Origin of the sequence: Marilutibacter penaei (assembly GCF_014145395.1) — a bacterium.
Taxonomy (GTDB): Bacteria; Pseudomonadota; Gammaproteobacteria; order Xanthomonadales; family Xanthomonadaceae; genus Marilutibacter; species Marilutibacter penaei.
Map to the genome: position 1 here is coordinate 117,227 of NZ_JACHTE010000005.1, position 22,606 is coordinate 139,832.

Annotated in this window: 20 protein-coding genes; 11 read left to right on the top strand and 9 right to left on the bottom strand. The window is 70.3% G+C overall.

The window, feature by feature from the left end; translation table 11 throughout:
* The first annotated feature begins 25 nt into the window (after nt 1-25).
* A complete protein-coding gene (locus tag H4F99_RS08080) occupies nt 26-592 on the top strand; it encodes an NUDIX hydrolase (protein WP_182669230.1) in 567 nt (188 codons plus the stop codon).
* 36 nt (nt 593-628) lie between these two features.
* Here H4F99_RS08080 and pip read toward each other — a convergent pair whose 3' ends face one another.
* Together pip and prmC are read right to left on the bottom strand one after the other, a co-directional pair.
* The gene (gene pip / locus H4F99_RS08085) at nt 629-1,570 is read right to left on the bottom strand and encodes a prolyl aminopeptidase (protein WP_182669231.1); all 942 of its coding nucleotides are present in this window, start codon (nt 1,568-1,570) and stop codon (nt 629-631) included.
* Nucleotides 1,571-1,630: 60 nt separating this feature from the next.
* The gene (gene prmC, locus H4F99_RS08090; RefSeq protein WP_182669232.1) at nt 1,631-2,470 is read right to left on the bottom strand and encodes a peptide chain release factor N(5)-glutamine methyltransferase; all 840 of its coding nucleotides are present in this window, start codon (nt 2,468-2,470) and stop codon (nt 1,631-1,633) included.
* Between the two features lie 261 nt (nt 2,471-2,731).
* Here prmC and ahpC point away from each other — a divergent pair, with 261 nt between their 5' ends.
* The 4 genes from ahpC (at nt 2,732) to H4F99_RS08110 (ending at nt 7,367) form a co-directional block, all read left to right on the top strand.
* Entirely contained in the window at nt 2,732-3,295 is a 564-nt protein-coding gene (gene ahpC, locus H4F99_RS08095; protein ID WP_182669233.1) for an alkyl hydroperoxide reductase subunit C, read from the top strand.
* Nucleotides 3,296-3,565: 270 nt separating this feature from the next.
* Complete coding sequence (ahpF, locus tag H4F99_RS08100) at nt 3,566-5,155, top strand: alkyl hydroperoxide reductase subunit F (protein ID WP_182669234.1); 1,590 nt, start codon at nt 3,566-3,568, stop codon at nt 5,153-5,155.
* A gap of 81 nt (nt 5,156-5,236) precedes the next feature.
* Nucleotides 5,237-6,181, top strand: a complete 945-nt coding sequence (locus tag H4F99_RS08105) for a LysR substrate-binding domain-containing protein (RefSeq protein ID WP_182669235.1) — start codon at nt 5,237-5,239, stop codon at nt 6,179-6,181.
* 79 nt (nt 6,182-6,260) lie between these two features.
* Nucleotides 6,261-7,367 carry a diguanylate cyclase gene (locus H4F99_RS08110; RefSeq protein WP_182669236.1) on the top strand — a complete coding sequence of 369 codons (1,107 nt, stop codon included), beginning with the start codon at nt 6,261-6,263 and terminating at the stop codon, nt 7,365-7,367.
* Between the two features lie 18 nt (nt 7,368-7,385).
* On the opposite strand, the gene H4F99_RS08115 is transcribed toward H4F99_RS08110, so the two are convergent.
* Nucleotides 7,386-9,911, bottom strand: coding sequence for a hypothetical protein (locus H4F99_RS08115; RefSeq protein WP_182669237.1), 2,526 nt, complete (start codon nt 9,909-9,911; stop codon nt 7,386-7,388).
* Between the two features lie 500 nt (nt 9,912-10,411).
* On the opposite strand from H4F99_RS08115, the gene H4F99_RS08120 reads away from it, so the two are divergent.
* Complete coding sequence (locus H4F99_RS08120) at nt 10,412-10,789, top strand: BON domain-containing protein (protein WP_182669238.1); 378 nt, start codon at nt 10,412-10,414, stop codon at nt 10,787-10,789.
* 128 nt (nt 10,790-10,917) lie between these two features.
* Here the strand turns inward: H4F99_RS08120 and H4F99_RS08125 are convergent, their stop codons facing one another.
* The 4 genes from H4F99_RS08125 to H4F99_RS08140 all read right to left on the bottom strand — a co-directional run bounded on the left by H4F99_RS08125 (nt 10,918) and on the right by H4F99_RS08140 (nt 14,930).
* Entirely contained in the window at nt 10,918-13,065 is a 2,148-nt protein-coding gene (locus H4F99_RS08125) for a gluconolaconase (protein WP_182669239.1), read from the bottom strand.
* 100 nt (nt 13,066-13,165) lie between these two features.
* The gene (locus H4F99_RS14570) at nt 13,166-13,930 is read right to left on the bottom strand and encodes an MliC family protein (RefSeq protein WP_182669240.1); all 765 of its coding nucleotides are present in this window, start codon (nt 13,928-13,930) and stop codon (nt 13,166-13,168) included.
* Between the two features lie 39 nt (nt 13,931-13,969).
* Complete coding sequence (gene msrA, locus H4F99_RS08135) at nt 13,970-14,620, bottom strand: peptide-methionine (S)-S-oxide reductase MsrA (RefSeq protein WP_182669241.1); 651 nt, start codon at nt 14,618-14,620, stop codon at nt 13,970-13,972.
* 37 nt (nt 14,621-14,657) lie between these two features.
* Nucleotides 14,658-14,930, bottom strand: a complete 273-nt coding sequence (locus tag H4F99_RS08140) for a putative signal transducing protein (RefSeq protein ID WP_182669242.1) — start codon at nt 14,928-14,930, stop codon at nt 14,658-14,660.
* 138 nt (nt 14,931-15,068) lie between these two features.
* On the opposite strand from H4F99_RS08140, the gene H4F99_RS08145 reads away from it, so the two are divergent.
* The 5 genes from H4F99_RS08145 to H4F99_RS08165 all read left to right on the top strand — a co-directional run bounded on the left by H4F99_RS08145 (nt 15,069) and on the right by H4F99_RS08165 (nt 19,991).
* Nucleotides 15,069-16,832: a glutamine--tRNA ligase/YqeY domain fusion protein gene (locus H4F99_RS08145; protein WP_182669243.1), complete on the top strand. Its 1,764-nt coding sequence runs from the start codon at nt 15,069-15,071 to the stop codon at nt 16,830-16,832.
* Nucleotides 16,833-17,090: 258 nt separating this feature from the next.
* Complete coding sequence (locus H4F99_RS14475; protein WP_425488010.1) at nt 17,091-17,423, top strand: hypothetical protein; 333 nt, start codon at nt 17,091-17,093, stop codon at nt 17,421-17,423.
* A gap of 4 nt (nt 17,424-17,427) precedes the next feature.
* The gene (locus H4F99_RS08155) at nt 17,428-18,003 is read left to right on the top strand and encodes a nucleoside deaminase (protein WP_182669245.1); all 576 of its coding nucleotides are present in this window, start codon (nt 17,428-17,430) and stop codon (nt 18,001-18,003) included.
* An 8-nt stretch (nt 18,004-18,011) separates the two neighbouring features.
* Nucleotides 18,012-19,112 (top strand): 23S rRNA (cytidine(2498)-2'-O)-methyltransferase RlmM, encoded by a 1,101-nt coding sequence (rlmM, locus tag H4F99_RS08160; protein WP_182669246.1) that lies wholly within the window; start codon nt 18,012-18,014, stop codon nt 19,110-19,112.
* Between the two features lie 114 nt (nt 19,113-19,226).
* Nucleotides 19,227-19,991 (top strand): EF-hand domain-containing protein, encoded by a 765-nt coding sequence (locus H4F99_RS08165; protein WP_182669247.1) that lies wholly within the window; start codon nt 19,227-19,229, stop codon nt 19,989-19,991.
* 84 nt (nt 19,992-20,075) lie between these two features.
* Here the strand turns inward: H4F99_RS08165 and H4F99_RS08170 are convergent, their stop codons facing one another.
* Together H4F99_RS08170 and ubiH are read right to left on the bottom strand one after the other, a co-directional pair.
* Complete coding sequence (locus H4F99_RS08170) at nt 20,076-21,263, bottom strand: FAD-dependent oxidoreductase (RefSeq protein WP_182669248.1); 1,188 nt, start codon at nt 21,261-21,263, stop codon at nt 20,076-20,078.
* Nucleotides 21,260-22,513, bottom strand: coding sequence for a 2-octaprenyl-6-methoxyphenyl hydroxylase (gene ubiH, locus H4F99_RS08175; protein ID WP_182669249.1), 1,254 nt, complete (start codon nt 22,511-22,513; stop codon nt 21,260-21,262). The genes H4F99_RS08170 and ubiH overlap by 4 nt, the downstream gene beginning before the upstream one ends.
* Nucleotides 22,514-22,606: the final 93 nt, after the last annotated feature.

Genomic DNA, 22,606 nt, shown 5'->3' on the forward strand with positions numbered 1-22,606 from the left:
CACCCGGGCGCGCTACGATGGGCGCATGCACAGCACGCCCACGGACGCTGCACACGAGCCGGTCGAGACCCTCCACGAAGGCCAGTGGCTGCGCCTCAGTCGCCGCGGCAAGTGGGAATTCGCCGAGCGCACGCACGGCAAGGGGATGGCGGTGATCGTCATCGCCGTCACCCCTGATGACAAGGTGATATTCGTCGATCAGTACCGGGTGCCGCTGGGCGCCCGCACCATCGAGATGCCGGCGGGCCTGGTGGGCGACGACCATGCGCACGACACCCTGGCCTCGGCGGCGAAGCGCGAACTGGTCGAGGAAACCGGCTGGGAGGCGGGCCGCGTCGACGTGTTGCTGGTCGGCCCTACGTCCTCGGGGATGAGCAACGAGCGGATCGCCTTCGTGCGCGCGTCGGACCTGCGTCGCGTGGGTCCCGGCGGCGGCATCGACGACGAGGACATCACCGTCCACGAAGTGCCGCGCGCGGACGCGCCGGCCTGGCTGATGGACCGGCAGGCGGAAGGGTACGAACTGGACCTGAAACTATGGGCCGGGTTGTGGATGATCGACCGCAACCCGGACGGTTCACCGGCAGGCTGAGCGGCTGGCCGGGCAGACCCGCCCAGGCGAAACCGCTTACGCGAAACCGTCGGTCGCGGTGACCAGCGCGTCGATGTTCTCTTCTTCGAAGGCCGAATGTCCCGAAGTCGGGGTCATCACCAGCGACGCGCCCGGCCAGGCCTTGTGCAGGTCCCAGGCATTCTGCGGCGGACAGACGACGTCGTAGCGTCCATGCACGATCACGCCCGGGATCTCGGCCAGCTTGTCGGCATCCCGCAGCAGCTGGTCGTCCACTTCGAAGAACCCGCTGTGGATGAAGTAGTGGTTCTCGATGCGGGCGAAGGCCAAGGCGAAGTGCGGGTCCTCGTGGCTTCGTGCGAAGTCCTCGTCCACGTGCAGGAAACTCGTGGCGCCTTCCCACACGCTCCATGCCTTGGCCGCGGCCAGCCGGGTGGCCTCGTCGGCCGAGGTCAGCCGGCGGTGGAACGCGCTCATCAGGTCGTGGCGCTCCACCTCGGGGATGGCGGCGACATAACGCGACCACGCCTCCGGGAACAGCCGGGACGCGCCCTCCTGGTAGAACCATTCCAGTTCCCAGCGGCGGAGCATGAAGATGCCCCGGAGCACCAGTTCGGTCACGCGCTTCGGATGGGTTTCGGCATAGGCCAGCGCGAGCGTTGACCCCCACGAACCGCCGAACACCTGCCAGCGATCGATGCCCAGCCGGCTGCGCAGCTTCTCGATGTCCTCGACCAGGTGCCAGGTCGTGTTGTCCTCGAGGTCCGCATGCGGGGTGGAGCGCCCGGCGCCACGCTGGTCGAACAGGACGATGCGGTATTTCTCCGGATCGTGGAAGCGACGCATCTTCGCGCTGCATCCGCCCCCGGGACCGCCGTGCAGGATGACCACCGGCTTGCCTTCCGGGTTCCCGCACTCCTCGAAGTAAAGGGTGTGGCGATCGTCGACGTCGAGCTTGCCGGTGTTGAACGGTTCGATCTCGGGGTAGAGCTTTCGCATGCAGGTGTCCGGGGGTCTAGGGGCGTGCCGGGCCAAGGGATCGAGTGTAACCACTGCGGATCAAGACGGCGTGCCCGGTGGGACGGGACGACGCCCCAGGGTGACGCGGTCCCGTCCCTCGAGGTCGGTCGCGGTCTCCACCGCCACCAGGCCGGCGGCTTCGAACAGTTCGCGCACGGATGCGCCCTGCGCCCATCCGTGCTCCACCAGCAACCAGCCGCCGGGCGCCAGGAATGCAGTCGCGCCGTCGGCGATCCGTCTCAGGGCATCCAGCCCATCGATCCCGGATGCCAGCGCGCCGCGCGGTTCCGCCCTCAGGTCGCCAATCGCGAGGTGCGGGTCTTCGCTGGCGATATAGGGCGGGTTGCTGGCGATCAGGTCGAACGCACCCTCCAACGGCTCGAACCAGTCGCCCTCGTGGAAGGCGATGCCGTCCACCCCGAGTTCCCGGGCATTGGCCGCGGCCACCGCCAGCGCAGCGGGGCTCGCGTCCACGGCCTCGACCCGCGCACGCGGGCGCTCGGTCGCCAGGGCCAGCGCGATGACGCCGCTGCCGGTGCCCAGGTCGGCGACCCGGACATCGGCGTCCGTCGGCAGTCGCTCCAGCGCCAACTCCACCAGGCGCTCGGTTTCCGGCCGGGGAATGAGGGTGTCGGGAGTGACCTGTACATCGAAGCGCCAGAAGCCGCGACGCCCCGTCAGGTACGCGACCGGCACGCCCCGGCGGCGGCGCTCCAGCAGCGTGTCGAACCGGACCCGGTCGTCGCCCTGCAGGGCTTCGTCGCCATGCGCGTACAACCAGCCCACCGGCTGGCCCAGCACGTGGGCAAGCAGGGCCTCGGCGTCTCCCGGCTCGGTATCCCGGCGGGCTTCACGCAACAGCAGGTTGATGCAGGTCATCTCGCCCCCGGGTCGCTGGCGACACCATGCTAAGCCGCGGTGGCAGGGCCGTGAACCACCTGTGGATCAAATTCCTTTTAAAACAAGTATTTACAATAATTGATAGCTTATGGCTATGAAATCAATTCGATTAATCAAATTGATGAATTAACAGGGCGCCCTTAAGATGCTGCCTATCGCGGCGTCCGCTCCGGTCGCCCCGTTTGCAAGACCCATGGCCTGGCCATGTTCCCCCCCAAGAGACCAGAAGGATTGATCCGAATGTCGCTCATCAACACCGAAGTCCAGCCGTTCAAGGCCACCGCGTTCCACAACGGCGAGTTCGTCGAGGTCAGCAACGAGAGCCTCAAGGGCAAGTGGTCCGTCGTGATCTTCATGCCGGCCGCCTTCACCTTCAACTGCCCGACCGAGGTCGAGGACGCCGCCGACAACTACGGCGAGTTCCAGAAGGCCGGTGCCGAGGTCTACATCGTCACCACCGACACGCACTTCTCGCACAAGGTGTGGCACGAGACCTCGCCCGCCGTCGGCAAGGCGAAGTTCCCGCTGGTCGGCGACCCGACCCACCAGCTGACCCGCGCCTTCGGCGTGCACATCGACGAGGCCGGCCTGGCCCTGCGTGGCACCTTCGTCATCAACCCGGATGGCGTCATCAAGACCCAGGAAGTGCACGACAACGCGATCGCCCGCGACGTCAGCGAGACCCTGCGCAAGCTGAAGGCCGCCCAGTTCGTCGCCGCCAACCCCAACGAGGTCTGCCCGGCCAAGTGGAAGGAAGGCGAGAAGACCATCGCGCCGTCGCTGGACCTGGTCGGCAAGATCTGATCCACGCGTCAACCGCTCCACACGCAACACCCGTACTACCGGGCGGCCCAGCGCCGCCCCGTCCCGCCCCTCCCGGGGGCGGCGCGGCATCCCGAAGTGCCGCAGGGCGCGGCCCGGCCTCTTTGCGCCGGGCCGCCCTTCCCGGCCGCCCCCGGCCATCCGTGGGCGCGCCCCCGTTTACCGGGATGCCGCGGCGTCCGGTCGATCCCTCTCTCTCCGACCGGATGCCGTGACATCCATTCCACGCCGTACCTGCCAGGAACCGCACGCATGCTCGACGACGCCCTCGCCACACAACTGAAGGCCTACCTCGAAAAGGTCCAGCATCCGATCGAGCTGGCCGCCTCGCTCGACGGCGGCGCAAAGTCGCAAGAGCTGGAGTCGCTCCTTCAGGAGATCGCCGCGCTGTCCGACAAGGTCGCCTACGCGCGCGTCGACGACGACCTGCGCCGCCCCTCCTTCGCGATCCGCCGGACCGGCAGCGACGTGCAGGTTCGCTTCGCCGGGCTGCCGATGGGCCATGAGTTCACTTCGCTGGTGCTGGCGCTGCTGCAGGTCGGTGGCCATCCGCCCAAACTGGACGACGCCGTCGTCGAGCAGATCCGCGGCATCCAGGGCGAGTTCGAGTTCGAAACCTATTTCTCGCTGTCCTGCCAGAACTGCCCGGACACCGTGCAGGCGCTCAATGTCATGAGCGTCATCAACCCGCGCATCCGCCACGTGTCGATCGACGGCGCCCTGTTCCAGGACGAAGTCGAAGCCCGCCAGGTCATGTCGGTGCCGACCGTCCTGCTCAATGGCGAAACCTTCGCCCAGGGCCGCATGACCGTCGAGGAGATCCTCGCGAAGATCGACACCGGCGCATCCGACCGCACCGCCGAGACGATCAAGGGCAAGGCCCCGTTCGACGTGCTGGTGGTGGGCGGTGGCCCGGCCGGCGCCGCCGCGGCGATCTACGCCGCGCGCAAGGGCATCCGCACCGGCGTGGCCGCGGAACGCTTCGGCGGCCAGGTGCTGGACACGATGGCGATCGAGAACTTCATCTCGGTGCCGCATACCGAAGGCCCCAAGCTGGCGGCCGCGCTTGAGCAGCACGTCAGGGAGTACGACGTCGACGTGATGAACCTGCAGCGCGCGACCGGCCTGGTGCCGGCTCGCGAACCGGGCGGCCTGGTCGAGGTCACGCTGGAGAACGGCGCGACGCTGAAGTCGAAGACGGTGATCCTGTCCACCGGCGCACGCTGGCGACAGATGGGCGTGCCCGGTGAGGACCAGTACCGCAACAAGGGTGTCGCCTACTGCCCGCATTGCGACGGTCCGCTGTTCAAGGGCAAGCGCGTCGCGGTGATCGGCGGCGGCAACTCGGGCGTCGAGGCAGCGATCGACCTCGCCGGCATCGTCGCGCACGTCACCCTGGTCGAGTTCGACGACAAGCTGCGCGCCGACGAGGTGCTGCAGCGCAAGCTGCGCAGCCTGTCCAATGTCGACATCGTCCTCAGCGGCCAGACCACCGAAGTGCTCGGCGACGGCCAGAAGGTCACCGGCCTGAGCTACAAGGACCGCGTGGGCGGCGACCTGCACCGCGTCGAGCTGGAAGGCGTGTTCGTGCAGATCGGCCTACTGCCCAACACCGAATGGCTGAAGGGCACGCTGGAGCTGTCGCCGCGCGGCGAGATCGTCATCGACGACCGCGGCGCGACCAGCCTGCCCGGCGTGTTCGCGGCCGGCGACGCGACGACGGTGCCGTACAAGCAGATCGTCATCGCGATGGGCGCGGGCTCGACCGCGGCACTCGGCGCCTTCGACCACCTGATCCGCCATTCGGCGCCGGCCGACGCGACGGAGACGAGCGCCGCCTGAGCCCTCCACCGTGGCACGATCCGGGACGGACACGCAGGCAGCCGACGCGACCCACGCATCCGACCTTCGAGGAGCAGCCCGATGAACCTGCGTGACCTCAAGTACCTGGTGGCCCTGGCCGAGCACAAGCATTTCGGCCGGGCGGCGGCCGCCAGCTTCGTCAGCCAGCCGACGCTTTCGACGCAGATCAGGAAGCTGGAGGACGAACTCGGGGTCGCGCTGGTCGAACGCGCGCCGCGCCGGGTGATGCTCACGCCGGTCGGGCACGAGGTCGCCGAGCGCGCGCGCAAGGTGATCGCCGAGGTCGAGCAGATGTCGGAGATCGCCCGCCGCAGCCAGGACCCGGAGGCCGGCAGCGTCCGCCTCGGCATGTTCCCCACGCTGGGGCCCTACCTGCTGCCGCACGTGGTGCCGGCGATCCGCGAGCGCTTCCCGCGACTGGAACTGCTGCTGGTCGAGGAGAAGACCGATCAGATCCTCGCGCGGCTGCGCGACGGCCGGCTCGATGCCGCCCTGCTTGCGCTCCCCCTGCACGACGACCAGTTGCACGTCGAACCGCTGTTCGACGAACCCTTCCTGCTCGCTGTGCCGCGCGCGCACCCGATGGCCGAGCGTGGGCCATTGAAACTCCGCGACCTCGACGACCAGCACCTGCTGCTGCTCGAGGAAGGCCACTGCCTGCGCGACCAGGCCCTCGACGTGTGCCGCCTGTCGGGCGCCGACGAGCGCGACGGTTTCCGCGCCACCAGCCTGGAGACCCTGCGCCAGATGGTGGCCTCCGGCGTCGGCATCACCCTGTTGCCGGTCCTCGCGGTGCAGCCGCCCGTGCCCCCCTCACCGGACATCCGCCTGCTCGGTTTCGAAGGCCAGCCCCCGCATCGCCAGATCGCGATGGTTTGGCGCCGCAGCTCGGCGATGGATGCCTTCCTGCGGAAGCTGGCGGACGAGTTCCGCGCCCTGCCCGCGCACCTGCTGCAGCCTCCCGCCCTCCCCGATGCACCAGTGAACGCGCGACGACCGGCCTGAAGCCGGGGCCTGTCGTATCCTGAGACAGCGGCACTGGCACCGGGACGTGCATTACCATCCGGCACGACAGGGGGCAGCGGTGGCCAAACGCGACATCCACTGGGTGGTACGACTGAACTGGCGGAACCGTTCGCTGTTCTTCGCGCTCGCGTTCGTGGCGCTGGGCACCCACCTGCACGCACGCGACGCAGGACCCGGCGCGTGGTGCGCGCTTGCCCTGCTGTTCCTTGCCTATCCGCATGCGGTGTACTGGCGCGCCGCGCGTGCGCCGCACCCGTTGCGGGCCGAGATGCACAACCTGCTGGTCGATGGTGCCCTGCTGATGGCCTGGGCCGTCTCATGGGGGCTGCCGTTGTGGCCGTCGTACATGCTGTTCGTCGGCCTGTGCCTCAACCTGATGATCTTCCTTGGCCAACGCGGACTGTTGCAGGTGGTCGGCACCATGTCGGCCGGCGGACTGGCGGCGGCGCTGCTGTTGGGATTCGACTTCCAGCCCGGCACCACGCCACTGACGACCGCCCTGTGCATGGCCGCGCTGACCCTGTACCTGCTTGTGTTCGCGCGCGATGGGTATGGCCGCGGGGTGGCGCTGGTGGAGAGTCGCCGGCGGATGCGGGAGCAGCTGGACGAGATCACCCGCCTGCAGGCCCGGCTGCGCGAACAGACCCGGCAGGATCCGCTGACCGGCCTGGCCAACCGTCGCCATCTCGACGAAGCCCTTCCGCAGGCCCTGGTGGACTGCCACCGCCTCGCCAGGCCCCTGACGGTGGTGATGATCGACATCGACCACTTCAAGCGCATCAACGATGCGCATGGTCATCTCGCGGGGGACGCGATGATCCGCGAACTGGCGCGCCGACTGTCCCGGCTCGTGGAGGGACATGGACTGGCGTGCCGCTACGGGGGCGAGGAGTTCCTGCTGCTGTTGCCGGGCCGGGGCATCGAACCCGCCCTCCGGCTGGCCCGGGACTTCGGCCGCGAGGTCGCGGCACTGGACATGAACTTCGACGGGCAACGCCTGCAGGCGACGGTGTCCTGCGGCATCTCCGAATACCCGACCCACGCCTCCGAGCCGCGCGGGCTGGTCAGGGCCGCCGACCAGGCGCTGTACGCCGCCAAGCTGCAGGGCCGCAACCGGGTATGCGTCGCGCTGGACGAGGCACCGTTCGCGCTGCCAGCGGACTGAAGCTCGTCCGCTCCTGCATCAGCGACGGAAGCCGCCCCGCCTCATTGGACGTCCGCCACCCAGTCCTGGACGGAAACCGCCCGTGGGCCGGGACGGCACGTGCATGGGCCGGTTGACGGGTGCATGGACCGGCATCGGCCGGGTCGCCGGTCGCGCCTGTTGCGGGAAGTGGCCATCCACCCGCTGCTGGCCCCGTTCGCGCGCGACGCGGTCGCGGTCGAGTTGCCGCGTTGCTCCGCCGGGATTCGTGGTGCGGTCGGGACGGGTGACCTGTTGCCACTGGCCGTCCTGGTAGCGATAGACGTTGCCGTCGTGCCCGGCATAGACATTGTCGTTCACCTGGACCGCGCCGCCGTGGTGGAGGTCACCGGTATCGGCGTTGTAATGGAAGCCGCCCGCCCCCTTCGCGTCGACCTGGCGTCCATCGCTGTCGAAACCGCCCACGCCCGCCGCGCCGGCATCGCCGCGAGCGGCCGCACCGGCGCTGTCGGTCACGCGCCCCGTGGTCGTGTTGACGACGGTGCGGTCGCCGGCCACGCCCGCACGGCCCGAGTAGGGGTTGCTGGCAGCGGCCACTTCGCCTGACACCACCCGGCCCGTCTGCGGGTTGTAACGGATGCCGCTCGCCCGCGTGCGGGTCGTGCCGGTGTAGGCATTGGTGTTGCGCGCGGCCTGGCCGTAGCCGCGGCCCCCGGTCGCTTCGTTGTAGTAGCCGCCGCGTCCCGCCCGGCCGTAATTGCCCGTCCAGGGGTTGGCCCAGGCGGCCGCGGTGCCACGGACGGTGGCGTTGCCCCAGTGGTCGTACACGTTCCAGGCGGCGGCACCGCCTTCCCACCAGCCCCAGGGGTAGACGGGCCCGTACCACGGCCCCCACCAGGGGCTGTAAGGGCCATACCAGCCGCCCCACCAGCCGAAGCCGAAGCCGAACGTCCAGCCGACCCACGGGTTCCAGCCGAAGTACACGCCCATGCCGTAGGTGGCCGGGCAGCCGTACCAGTAAGCACCCAGCCATGGATCGCAGCCGTAGCCGGTGCCATACACCACGACGTTGTTGCTGACGACCGTCCCGTAGTACCCGGGGGTGTAGCCCACGTAGACCTCGTCGCCGTCCTGGCCGTACACGCGCACGTAGGTCACGTAGTGCAGCGGCGACGAGGTCGGGATGGCGTAGATCTCGGCTGGCACCGATGTCGCGACCTGCCACGGGCCGTTCGCGGCGGCTGCCGTGAACCAGATGCCCTTGTCGACCGCGTAGTAGCCGCCATCGGAGGTGCGGATCACCGGCACGGGCGTGTTCCATGCGTACTGCAGCGCCGTGCCGTCGATCGGCCGGAATCGCGGCTCGCCGTCATACGTCACGACGAGGGTCGCGGTGGTGCGATCGACCGTCGCGGTCTGCGGGATGCTGTTGGCGATCAGCGATTCGCGCGCTTCCGGCGTGCCGGGGATCGACGCCAGCACCGCGCTCTTGGGGCTGTCCGGCGGAATGCGGGCGAAGTCGGCCGGCAGGGCGGACGCCTCGACATGGCGCCATGGCCCCTGGCTGCCGGCGGCGGTGAACCAGCGGCCCGACAGCAGCACGTACCACGCATAGCCGGCCGACGCGTCGACGAACACGTCGGCGCCCGTGTTGCCGACGTAGCTCAACGCGGTGCCCGGCACCTCGACGAACACCGGCTCGCCTTCGGTCGTGACGAGTTCGGCCGCATGCGTGCGCACCTCCAGTACCGGGTCGCCCGCCGCGAGCGCCTGCTTGAGCGCGTCCGGGGCACCCTCCATGGTGTCCACGACTTTCACCGCGCTGGCCTCACCCGCCGCCTGCCGGAGGGCCGGTGTCGGCTGCACGGGCGACCAGGGACCGGCGAGCGAGCCCGCGCCCATCCATTGACCCGCCAGCGCGATATAGAACCGCCCGTCCTGGCGCAGCACCAGCGAGCGCGTGTTGATGACGCGCTCCACGCCGGCCGTGCCGGTGGCGCGAAGGGTGGGCTCGCCGTCGATGCTGACCAGCACCGCGGGTGCGGCACGAAACAGGATTTCAGGGGGGGTGTTCGCGACCGGCCGCGAGGCGGTGCCGGCATCGAGGGCCGCGATCGCCAGGGAGGATTCGAGCTGGTCGAGCGATACCGTCAACGTCGTGTCGGGTGCGAACAGGCCCTCGACCAGGGTCAGGTAGGCCTGCTGCCTAGCCGGCGCGGTCGGGAAACTGGCCGCTCCGAACTGCAGCCCGCTCATCACCACCGCGCGCGCGGCCTTGTCGATCTGGGTGCGTGCGTTGAAATGGACCACGCCGTAGTCCTGGCCTTCGTGGGTGCTGCCATCCGGGCCGCGCTCCGTGCCGGTCGCCACCGACACCGCGAACACCCCGGCCAGGCGGTCGTCCTGCCAGCTTTCGTACTGCGGCTGATGGATGCTGAAGGCCGTGCCTCCCGCTTCGAACGCACGGGGAAACGGCCGCGCATCGACGCGGGTGCCGGCATCCGTCGCCACGCCGCTGGCAGGCGGCAGGGTGGCCGTGGACCGGGATGCCGCTGTGGCTGGCACTGGCGGTGGCGGTGGCGGTATCGATGCGCTCCCCGCGGAGGACGACGGGCTGCTCGCACACGCAGCGAGCGCCCCGAGCAGCACGCTTGCAAGGAACACCCCCAACGCCGCTGACCGACCTTCGCCCGCTCGCCGCTTCATGCACCACCCCGCGCCTCTTCGATGAACTCGATTGTGCCCCTGCCACCCGAGGCCGATGTCAACACGGACTTCACGACCGCCGTCCGTTACGACCCGCCCCGGTCGACCCGGCGTCGGCCCTCCGTTCAGCCCACCGTCGGCAAGCGATGTGACGCTGCACACGCTTGAACGCGAAATTGGCGGTACGCACACGAAATCCGAACGAACCATCGACACGGCCCTCACGGCGCCGTGCCGCGTCGTTCAGCCGTGCCGCCGTAGCGTCGTCAGGCAAGGAGACCCGGCAACCGGAACCCGCCATCCGGCGCCGCGTAACGGCCCCGGGCCTCCGGGATTTTTTTCCTGACAGGAGAGACGCCATGAATACCAAGCGCATTTCGCACCTGACCTCGACCGCCCTCATGGCCGCGATGCTTGCGGCGGGCACGGGCTACGCAATCGCCAACCCGGCAGGCCAGCAGACCGAGCCGGCCGAAACGGTCAACGATGCGGAGTCCTCGCAGCCGATGGGCGATACCTGGATCACCACCAAGGTGAAGAGCCAGCTGTTGGCCGATGACCTGACCAAGGGCACCGAAATCGACGTGGATACGCTGAACGGCGTCGTGCACATGTCCGGCGCGCTGGGCAGCCAGGCCGAGATCGACAAGGCGGTCGAGATTGCCCGCAGCACCGAGGGCGTGACCGATGTGGACACCAGCGACCTCACCATTTCGGGTGCCGGCGCCACCAAGTAACACGGCACGGTCACACATCGCGCGCGACACCACGCAGCCCCGCTTCGGCGGGGCTGCCTCGCGTTGGCACGGCCGTTCCGACCCACTCCGCCCATTCCCACGAGGGTGGCAACCGTAGGCCCACCGCGTCACTGGATGCGCAGCGCCACCGTATCCACCCCGTGCGCGGCATTTCCCGCGTAGTCGCGTGCATGCACGCGCAGGGTGTAGTCGCCCGGCGCCAGGTCGCCGACCTGCCATTGGCCCGCCTCCGCCACGCCGTTCCGCACCGTGTTGCCGAGGTCGTACCGGAAGCGCGTGACGGCGCTGCCATGCACGGTGATGCCACTGCCCTCGGCGTACGCCAGCTTCACCGCCTCGCGATCCTGCGGCATCCGGTCGAACTCGATGCGCGGCGCTTGGCCGGAATGCCCGGGGACAGGGCGCCCGGCGGCATCCCACAGCGCATAGCCCAGTGCATACAGACCGAGCCGCCGCCGCGGCAGGTTGTCGTCCACCTGGTCCCAGGCTTCGACAACGAGCTGCAGTCCGACGCCATCCCGTGGCACATCGACGCGCCCGTCCCGGACCGGCAAGGGAGCGCCGGACGCATCGAGCAGTTCGATGCGGTCAATCCGCGGCGGCACGGTATCGACGAACCCGGTGAAGCCCAGCACCGCGGCATTGCGCTGGAAACCGCTGCTGCCGACCTCGAGGTGCACGTGGGCCATGCGGTTGATGGTGCCCAGCGGCTCGCCGACCTCGAAACGGGTGCCGCGCCTCACGCGCACGCGCGCAAGCGCGCCGGTGTCCGACTCGACCATGCGGAATTTCGACGGCGCCAACGGCGACGCATCGGACCGCCGGCCCACGCGCATGTGGATGTAGTTGAGTTCGTCCAGCGCGAGGCCCTCGCCCAGGCCGCCGGGGTTCCACGCGGCCAGTGGCTGGCTGATCTTCGCATCGCTCATCGCCAGCACCGGCTGGCCAACGTCGCCGCGGATGTCCAGCCCGGCATGCAGGTGATGGCGGCTCTCCCCGTGATAGTCGCCGCGCACCTCGCCAAGGGTCCCGACCACCTCGTGCCATCCCTGCTGCGGGTGCAGCGGCCACCGCCCACCGGTGTCCGGCAGGGGCGTGGCGGGGTCGGGGCCGATCGGTCCGGGAACGGTTAGCGGGCGCGGGGCGGTATGCACGCGGGCCTCCCCCGGCACCTCGCTCTCCGCGGGAGGGGTCGGCCACGGGCGCGCGATCGGCGCGGCCAGGCGGTGGACGCGGTACGCACCGGCATCGGCCAGGGTGAGCGCACCGTCCAGGCCGACTGCGATTCCCGCCGGGCGGGACATCCTGTGACCGGGCGGCAACTCGAGCACACGCGTCCAGTGCCCGTTCGCGCCCTGTTGCCATATCGCGCCCGGCCATACGGTGCTGGCATACAGGACGCCGTCGTGGCTGCGCGCGAGGGCCATGGGGGTCGCCTCCATGTCGGAGAGGAGCGTCGCGACCTGCCCATTGGGCTGCACCTGCCGCAGCAGCCCATTGCCGGCGTCCGCGACCCAGGCCCGGCCCCGGACATCGACCGCGATGCCGGTCGGGGTGTCGAATCGCGCCTGCCAACCGGGACCGTCGCGCATCCCCGGCGTGCCGTCGCCCGCAAGCGTTCCAACCCGCCCATGCGGGTCGATCACCCGGATCCGGTCGTTGTAGGTATCGGCCACGAGGACCCGGCCGCTGGCATCCACGGCGACGCCCATCGGGCCGTCGAACATCGCGTCCACGCCTGCCCCATCGCGGTAGCCGGGTTGGCCCGTGCCGGCAAGCGTGGTCACGCGGCCGTCGGGGGTGACCTTGCGGATCGCATGGTTGCCGGTGTCGGCGACATAGAGGTTGCCGGCGAGGTCCAACGCCAGCCCCGACGGCGTGTGGAAGCGCGCCTCCGCGCCGGTGCCGTCGCGGAACCCTTCAACGCCGCCGGCGAGGGTCTCGACCCGCCCGTCCAGGGTGATGCGCCGGATGCGGTTGTTGTCGCCGGCATCCGCCACCAGCACGCTGCCGTCGCCCGGGAGGGCGACGCCCCATGGATCGGCGAAGCGCGCGCGGTCGGCCGTGCCGTCCTGCCAGCCGCGCACGCCGCTCCCGGCGAGCAACGCGGGGGCGGCCTTCCAGGCCCGGGGCGTGGGCGGCGGACCGGCCGCCTCGAACGTGGGCAGCGGCGGCTCGAAGGGCCACAGGAAGGTCACGGCCAGGGCCGCCAGTGTCAGGACGGCCACCCCCCACGTTCCAGACTTTCGAGACATGCACTCCCCGGGAGCTCCGCGGCCCACGTGACCGCACCGCCGATTCTAGCGGGCGGATCCGAGGGCCCCCGGCGGGGGCGTCTGCCGGCGCGAAGCAGGGTCAGCCGATGGGCTGGCAGGTCGCCTGCTTCCCGAAGAAATCGAGCTGCGCCTCGCCCTGGTGCTCCCAGAATGATACGCCCTGACGGCCGTACTTGGCCCCGCTCGCGGAGCGGTCCGGGAACACGATGGCCTGGTCGCCGCCCCAGGTCAGCACCGCCGCGCGCGGTTCGATGTCGTTGTAGTACACGGCCGTGAACGGAAGCGTGCCGTCACCGCAACGGAACGCGACCGGCGTGGGCACCACCACCTCGCCACTGTCGAGCTGCAGTTCGACCAGGCGGGTCTGGTAGGCCTCCCGGACGCAGCGAGGGGCATCGCTGTCCTTCCAGCACTCGTCTCGACCCTTGACCCACCCGCGCTGCGTGGCGACGAAAGCGTCGCGATCCCCGGCCTTCGACTGAAGACGGGTGTAGAGCGCGTCCAGTTCGCGATCCAGTGCGGCGAGCGCAGGGTCCTGGCAGACCATGCGCTCGACGTCGCCACTCGCTTTCGCGCAGTCGAACGAGGGACCGCTGGCCGGGTCGACATCGGACGGGGACATGATCGAAGGCGGCCCCATGTCGTCCTCGCCCATGCCCACGGCCGGCCCCAGGTCCTCCGGCGCCATGCCTTCCGCCGGCCCGAGCTCGGCCTCCGACATCCCGGCGGGCTCCGAAGCAGGCGATTCGGCCGGCGCCACCGGATCCGTTGGCGGCTCCGGCTGGCAGCCAAGCAGCGGCGCGAGGGAGAGGGCCAGCGACACCTTCAACAGGATGGGTTTCATGGTGGGATCTCCGTGGCTATCGGGGGGCGAAGCCCGCCATTACGCGTCCACGCCGAGCGGGCAGCTCACGCCGGTGCCGCCCAGGCCGCAGTAACCGGCCGGATGCTTGGACAGGTACTGCTGGTGGTCGTCCTCGGCATAGTGGAAGGGGGGTGCCGGGCAGGCAATCTCCGTGGTGATGGTGCCCAGTCCCGCGGCGTCGAGGCGCTGCTGGTAGGCGTCCCGGCTGGCGATGGCCGCCGCCCGTTGCGCGTCATCATCGCAATAGATGACCGAGCGGTACTGGCTGCCGACATCGTTGCCCTGGCGCATGCCCTGGGTCGGGTCATGGCCCTCCCAGAAGGCCTTGAGCAGCTGCTCCGTCGTGATCAACGCCGGGTCATGGACCACCAGCACCGTTTCCGCGTGTCCGGTCAGGCCGCTGCAGACCTCGCGGTAGGTCGGGTTCGGGGTCACGCCGCCGGAATACCCCACGGCCGTGGTGAAGACCCCCGGGATCGACCAGAACAGCCGTTCGGCGCCCCAGAAACAGCCCATGCCGAACTGCAGGCGCGACAGCCCCTCGAAATCGCCCCGCAGGGGGCGGCCCGTCACGTGATGGACGTTGTGCAACGGCAGCGGCGTGTCGCGCCCCGGCAGCGCATCCGCGGCGGTGGGCAGCCGTTGTTTGAAGGCACCGATGTTCAGCATGGGGGCTCCAGACGGGACAGGGAGGGACGCCGGGTCATCATGCCGGCACCCAGCCTCCCCCCGGCACGGCATCGTCGCTTTCATCCGCCACGGTCCCCGGCGCGGACAGCGGCAACGCCGCGACCAGGGCGCTGGCCTCGGGCCAGGCGCTGTCGGGCACGCAGACCGCGACCACGCCGAACAACGGCAGTTCACCCATGCCGCCGACGAGGCTCTCGCCCCGCAGGAACACCGGGATGCCGGCATCCTCCAACGCATGCCGGACCAGGTGCGCGTCGATCACGCTGGCGGCTTCATAGACGACCTTCATTGCCGGGGCCCCGGGAGTGGACTGAACGCGAGCATACGTGGCCGCGCGACCACGCGGCGTCAAGGGCACGAGGAGCCGGCGTCGGCGCCTGCGAGACGCTAGACTGTCGGGTTCAACCCCACGCTGATCCGCCGCCGCATGCCTGCCACGCCCACCCCGCCCGACTCCAGCCCCGACACCGCCGGCACGGCCCCGGTCAAGCAGGACTTCATCCGCCAGATCGTCCGCGACGACCTCGCCAGCGGCAAGCACGCGGCGATCCGCACGCGTTTCCCCCCCGAGCCGAATGGCTACCTGCACATCGGCCACGCCAAGGCGATCTGCCTGGACTTCGGCATCGCGCAGGAGTTCGGTGGCACCTGCAACCTGCGCTTCGACGACACCAACCCGGTGAAGGAAGACCCGGAGTACGTGCGTGCGATCCAGGAAGACGTGCGCTGGCTGGGATTCGAGTGGAACGACCTGCGTCATTCTTCCGATTACTTCGAGGTCTACTGCCTCGCCGCGGAGAAGCTGATCCGCCAGGGCGATGCCTTCGTCTGCGACCTGTCCGCCGACGAAGTGCGCGCCTACCGTGGCACGCTGACCGAACCGGGCCGCAACTCGCCATACCGCGACCGCCCGGTCGAGGAGAACCTCGACCTGTTCCGCCGCATGCGCGCGGGCGAGTTCCCGGACGGCGCGCGGACGCTGCGGGCGAAGATCGACATGGCCAGCGGCAACATCAACCTGCGCGACCCGGCGCTGTACCGGATCAAGCACGTGCCCCACCCGATCGCCGGCGCCGGATGGTGCATCTACCCGATGTACGACTACGCGCACTCGCTGGGCGACGCCGTCGAAGGCATCACCCATTCGCTATGCACGCTGGAGTTCGAGGACCACCGTCCACTCTACGACTGGTGCGTGGAGAAGGTCGACCTGGCCGGCAACCCCGACCTGCTGAAGCCGCTGACCGACAACGGGCTGCCGCTGGAGGCGGCGAAGCCGCGCCAGATCGAGTTCTCGCGCGCCAACATCAACTACACGGTGATGAGCAAGCGCAAGTTGATGGCGCTGGTGCAGGCCGGGCTGGTCGATGGCTGGGACGACCCGCGCATGCCCACCCTGCAGGGCATCCGCCGCCGCGGCTATACCCCGGCGTCGCTGCGCCTGTTCGTGGAGCGCCTGGGCATCAGCAAGCAGAATTCGCTGATCGACTACTCGGTGCTCGAAGGGTGCCTGCGCGAGGACCTCGACGCCGCCGCGCCGCGCCGGATGGCGGTGGTCGAACCGCTGAAGCTGGTGATCACCAATCTGCCGGACGGCCACGAGGAAGCGCTGGAGTTCCCCAACCACCCCAAGGACGAACGCTTCGGCAACCGCACGGTGCCGTTTTCGAACGTGCTGTGGATCGACCGCGAAGACTTCGCCGAAGTCCCGCCGAAAGGCTTCAAACGCCTGGTGCCGGGCGGCGAAGTGCGCCTGCGCGGCGCGGGCATCGTCCGCTGCGACGAGGTCATCAAGGACGCCAGCGGCAACGTGGTCGAACTGCGCGGCACCCTCGACCCCGAGTCGCGCCCGGGCATGGAAGGCGCGAACCGCAAGATCAAGGGCACCATCCACTGGGTCAGCGCCGCGCACGCCGTCCAGGCCGAGATCCGCCTGTACGACCGCCTGTTCGACGTCCCCGACCCAGATGACGACACGGATGGCAAGACCTACCAGGACCACCTCAATCCCGATTCGCGACGCACCGTGACCGGCTACGTGGAGCCCGCGGCGGCCGACGCAGGCCCCGAACAGCATTTCCAGTTCGAACGGACCGGCTACTTCGTCACCGATCGCAAGGACCACCGCGCGGACGCACCGGTGTTCAATCGCGCGGTCACCCTGCGTGACACCTGGGCCAACAAGGACTGAACAGCCGCTGCGACGTTGACGCCGACTGGCGTACCCTGCCCGCACGCACGGACCCTTCCGGAGGCCGCCATGGCTGTTGACCGCGTTTCGCTCCTGACCCGGCTCGCATTCCTCGCGGGCCTCGCCCTGGCCGTCGGGCTTGCCGCCTGCGCGCCCGCCGTGGACAGCACGCCCCCCACGGCGCCGGCCGCGCCTGTCGCGACAGCGGCGACGTCGGACGCGGTTCCCGAACGCCCCGCGCCCGGGGCCGGACAGGCCTTGCCTCCAGCGCGCGCACCCGGCGAGGAGGTCGCCCCCGGCGCCGCGACACCGGGCGTCGGCGAAGAGGTCTCCGCGCCCATCGGAGCCGCCGTGAAGCTCGACATGAGCTGCAGCACGAACGCCGATTGCACCGTCAAGGACGTTGGCAACTGCTGCGGCTACTACCCCGCCTGCGTCAACAAGGGCAGTCCCACCGACCCGGCCGCGGTCAAGGCGGCGTGCGAGGCATCGGGGATGATGGCGACCTGCGGCTTCCGCGAGATCCAGGCCTGCCAGTGCGTCCAGGGGCGCTGCGAAGCGCAGGACAGCGACGTCCCCCAACTGCAGTAAGCCGATGCTCTACGCCCAGGTCCACCTGACCCTGCCCGCCTGGGTCCACGAGCGCGTGGACACCGGCCCGGCCTACCCCGGCGACGACGACAAGATCGCGCTGGCGATCAGCCTGTCCCGCCTCAACATCGATGCCGGGAGCGGCGGGCCGTTCGGCGCCGCGGTATTCGGTCCGGACGACCGCATCGTCGCCGTCGGCGTCAACCGCGTGCTGCCGCACACCTGTTCGGTCGCGCACGCGGAAACGATGGCCTACATGCTGGCGCAGCAACGCACCCAGCGCGCGCGCCTGAACCGCGATGCCGACGACCGCCCCTGCGGCCCGGTCACGCTGGCGACGTCCTCGCAACCCTGCTGCCAGTGCTATGGGGCGACCGTCTGGGCCGGCATCGACCGGCTTCTGATCGGCGCCCGCAGCGAGGACGTGCAGTCGCTCACGGCGTTCGACGAGGGCCCGTTGCCGGCGGACTGGATCGGCGAGTTGAACCGCCGTGGCATCGACGTGGTCCGCGACCTCCAGCGCGACGCCGCATGCGACGTGCTGCGCGCCTATGGCGAGTCCGGCGCTCCCCGCTACTGACGCCCCACATGGACCTCCGACCCGACGCTCTCGACGGCCCTCGCGCGGACGCGCTGTTCTGCCACTGCCGCGCCGGTTTCGAGCCCGAACTCGCCGCCGAGCTCACCGCGCGCGCCGCGCTGCTCGGCCACGCCGGCTACGCCCGCACCGAACGCGACAGTGGCTTCGTCCAGTTCATCAGCGACACCGCCCCCGCACTGGCACGGGCGCTGCCGTTCGCGGAGCTCGTCTTCGCACGGCAGAAGCTGCTGCGCCTCGCGGAGCTGAGCGCCCTGGACCCGAGCGACCGGATCGCACCGATCCTGGCCGCCCTGGAGGGGGCCGCGGTGCGGCGCGACGGCCAACCGCCCTTCGGGGAGCTGCAGGTGGAGCACCCGGACTCGGACGCCTCCCGCCCGCTGTCCGGCCTGGCCCGCAGCTTTGGCAACGCGCTTCGACCGGCCCTGCGCAAGGCCGGCTGGCTCTCGGCCCGGGATGTGCCGCACCGGCCCCGGTTGCACGTGGTCTTCCTCGACGGCAAACACGCCCTGCTCGCCCGCAGCCATCCCGGGGACAGCGCGCCCTGGCCCGGAGGCATCCCGCGCCTGCGCATGCATCACGAAGCGCCCAGCCGCTCCGCGCTCAAGCTCGAAGAGGCCCTCGCCGTACTGATGGATGCGGACGAGCGCCGGGAGCTGCTTCGCGATGGCCTCACCGGCGCCGACCTCGGGGCCGCACCCGGCGGCTGGACCTGGGTCATGCTTCGCAAGGGCCTGCACATGACCGCGATCGACAATGGTCCCCTGCGAGGCCATCTGTTCGACACGGGCCGCCTCGAGCACCTGCGTGCCGATGGCTTTCGATGGCACCCCCCGCAGCCGCTGGACTGGATGGTCTGCGACATGGTCGAGCAGCCGCGCCGCGTCGCCGAGCGCATGGCGACCTGGTTCCACGAAGGCTGGTGCCGGCAAGCCATCTTCAACCTCAAGCTGCCGATGAAAAAACGCTGGGACGAAACGCGCCTCTGCCTCGACCTGTTCGAAGCGCAGGCAGGCCGTCCCCTGCACATACGCGCACGCCAGCTGTATCACGATCGCGAAGAGATCACCGTCTTCGCGCGGCCGCGCTGAACGCAAGCCGTCCAGTGCCGCCGGCCACGTTCATCCCCGGTTCCGCAATTTGACGCGGACTTGATAGCCGCGTCCCCAGCATCGGTCCCGACCCAACCAGAAAGGAGCCGTGCCATGCGAGTCCCCGCCCTGCGAGTCGATGGCCCCAGCGCCCGCCGCGCCCTCCTGGCCGTGGCACTGGCGACATGTATCGCCCCGGCCGTCGCGCAACAGGTGCAGTCAGAGGTCGAGGCGAAGGTGGAAGCCGGGCAAGACGCCGAGATCGCGGTCGCCGAGGCGCGTGCGGCGCGCCATCAGGCCGCGGTCGCGCAGGAAGCCGCGCAGGCCGCTGCGGAGACCCGCGATGCGGGCGCGACAACCGTCGAAGGCGCGATCGCAGCGCGCAGCACCGCGCATACCGCCGACCTGTCGTCGGCCAATGCGCTGGAAGCCGCGAACGAGGCGGTGAACGCGGCCAACCGTGCGTTGACCGCGGAAACGGTTGCGCAACGCGGTGCCAATCCGGTCGCAGCCGCCGAAGATGCACGCCAGGCCGCCAACGAGGCAGCGAACGCCACCGCCGCTGCGATCCTGGCCACCTCCCAGGCCCGCTCGGCGGCCGAGGCCACCGCGCTCGCCACGACTGCGGCACCTGCCGCCACCGCCCCGCTCCCTGAGCCGGTGGCGCCCCAACTGACGGTGCGTTCGCTTCCGTCCGGCCAGGCGGTGGACATTCCGGCCGCCGACTTCGGCACGCTGGATCGCGATGGCGACCAGTGGCTGGATCCGGCCGAAGCGTCCACGCATGTCGCTGTCGCGCATCATTTCGAGCGCATCGACGCAGACCGCGATGGTCGGTTGTCCGCAGGCGAATTCGAGGACTGGGCGAACGTGCGCTGAGCGCCACCGGCGGGACGCGTCCCGGGAGGACGTGTCCCGCTGGAACGACCCGCGTTTAGTGCCTCGCGGCCACAGGCCCCATGATCAAAGGCCGGCCGCACGCCGCCACAGGGCGTGGGTGATCGGAGGGAACCGCCCGACCAGGCCCATGGCGGGACCCCGCAACAGGGTCGGCACCAGGGCCTCGTTGGAGAACACCCGGTTGAGACCATCGAAGGCGTGCGCGGCCAGCGCGTTTTCACTGCGGCGCGTGCGGGCCCAGCGCGCGAGACGCGAGGCCGAGCCGATCTCCAGGCCCCTGCGGGTCGCGCCGCGGAGCGAGGCACGGAGGCTCGAGACATCCCGCAGGCCCAGGTTCACGCCCTGGCCCGCAAGGGGATGGACGACGTGCGCGGCATCGCCGAGCAATGCCACGCGCCCCGCGACACAGGCCTCGGCCAGCTGGCGTTTCAGCGGGAACGCCACGCGTTTCGATACCGCCTGGACGGGCCCCGGCGGTCCGTCGAAGGCGCGTTCAAGCTCGTTGAGGAATGCACTCTCGTCGACATCGCGCAGCCTCAGGGCCTCGGATTCGGGCAGCGTCCAGACGATCGAGCTGCGCCGGCCCCCGTGCCCGGCGAACGGCAGGAAGGCGAGTGGGCCGGTGGGCAGGAACCGCTGCCAGCAGGTGTCGCCGTGCGGATGGGCGTGGTCGACGAAGGCGACCAGCCCACTCTGTCCCGCATCGCGGGTCACCGTCTCGATGCCCGCGAGGCCACGCAGCTGCGAGTCGCCCCCATCGGCAGCCAGCACCAGCCGTGCGTGCACGCGCAGGCCCGACTCGAGCTGGAGCGTGGCATGGGTCGCATCCTGCTCCAGCATCGCGACCCGGTCCGGACAGTGCAGATCGACTCCCGCAGGCGCCAAGGCATGCCAGAGCCGGTCGACCAGCAACGCGTTCTCGACGATCCACCCGAGTTCGCGACGGGCGAACGCGTCGGCATCGAACGCCAGCGGTGTGCCCCCGCCCGCGTCCCACACCCGCATCGAACGGTAGGGCTGGGCCCGGGACTCGCGCACCCCGCGCCAGACGCCGAGGTCGTCCAGCAAGGCGGCATTGTCGGGCGCGAAGGCATATACGCGCAGGTCCGGCGCTTCCGCACGCCAAGGCGCGGGCGGGCGGGCCTCCACCAGGGCGACGCGCAGGCCATCGCGCGCGCAGGCCAGGGCGGCGGTGGCGCCGACCACCCCAGCGCCCACCACCACGATGTCGTACAGGTCGCGGCGGCTCATGCCGGTGCCCGGCACAACGCCGGGACGTGGCCCCGGTATCCCAGCGCGCCCCCGACCAGGGCGGCCTGGACCGAAGGCACCCGCTCCAGTGCGAACAGACCCAGGCTGCGCAGCGGACGCAGCAACGGCGCCGGGTTCGCGCTCAACTTCGCCAGACCGTCCGACAAGGCCACGGTCTCCTCGCGATCGACATGCCGACGTTCCACATGCGAACGGAGCAGACCCGCCTCGCCACAATCGGCGGCGGGATCCCGCGCGCGCGCCTCGCCAATCAGCTCCGCGAGCGTGAGTGCGTCGCGCAGGCCCAGGTTGAAGCCCTGCGCGCCGATCGGATGGATGCTTTGGGCGGCGTTGCCCACCAGCACCGCGCGCGGAGCGACGGTGCGTTCGGCCAGCAGGCGGATCGCCGGGTACTGGCTCGGGCGTCCACAGGACAGGAAGCGTCCCACGCGCCAGCCAAAGGCTTCCTGCACGCGCTCGAGCAAGGCTGGCTCGGCCAGTCCGGCCACCGCCTCGGCCTCGTCACGTGCCACGCCATGGACCAATCCGAAGTGGCGGTCGCCGCGCGGCAACAGGGCGGTGGGTCCGTGCGCCCCCAGGCGCTCGTACGCGGTCCCGTCGGGGGCGCGTTCGGCACGCAGCCGGGTCACGAGCAGGGTCTGCTCATAGTCATGCAGGTCGCTGCCGATCCCGAGGGCCTCCCGGACCTGGCTGCGGGTGCCGTCCGCGGCCACGAGGAGCCGCGCGCGCAGCACCCGCTCCCCTCCCTGGTCGGCGACCCGGACCGCCCGCCAGGCCGCCGTGTCGCCCGCCTCAAGGCCCACGAAACGAACGGGGCGGTACCGCAGCAGGCCCGGGAGCTCCGCCAGCCGGGCCTCGAGCGCATCCCCGAAGTCCCGCGCAACCACGACCTGCCCGAAGGCCTCGCGCCCATGGTCCGTCGCGTCCAGCAGGGCACGGCCGAGGTCGCCGCGACGGCTGATGTGTATGCGCTGGATGCGGCCCGTGGGGGCATGCAGCTTCTGCATCACGCCCAGCGCGGTGAGTGCGTTGACCGTGGCCTCGGCGAAGCTGAGGTTGCGCTCGTCGAACACCGCCGGAAGCGAGCCGGGCGGCGCCGCCTCGACCAGCCCCACGTCCACGCCCAGTCCGTCCAGGGCGATCGCCAGGCTCGCGCCCACCAGGCCGCCCCCCACGATCAGCACGTCATGGCAGGGGGTGTCGGCGGGCGCGTCGGTACTGGGGGGCATGTCGGGCATGGATCCTGTGGAGACACGGAGGGCCGGCGACGGCCTGCGCGCCATGGTGCCATGCAGCACGCCGCCGCGAGCGGCCCACCCTCT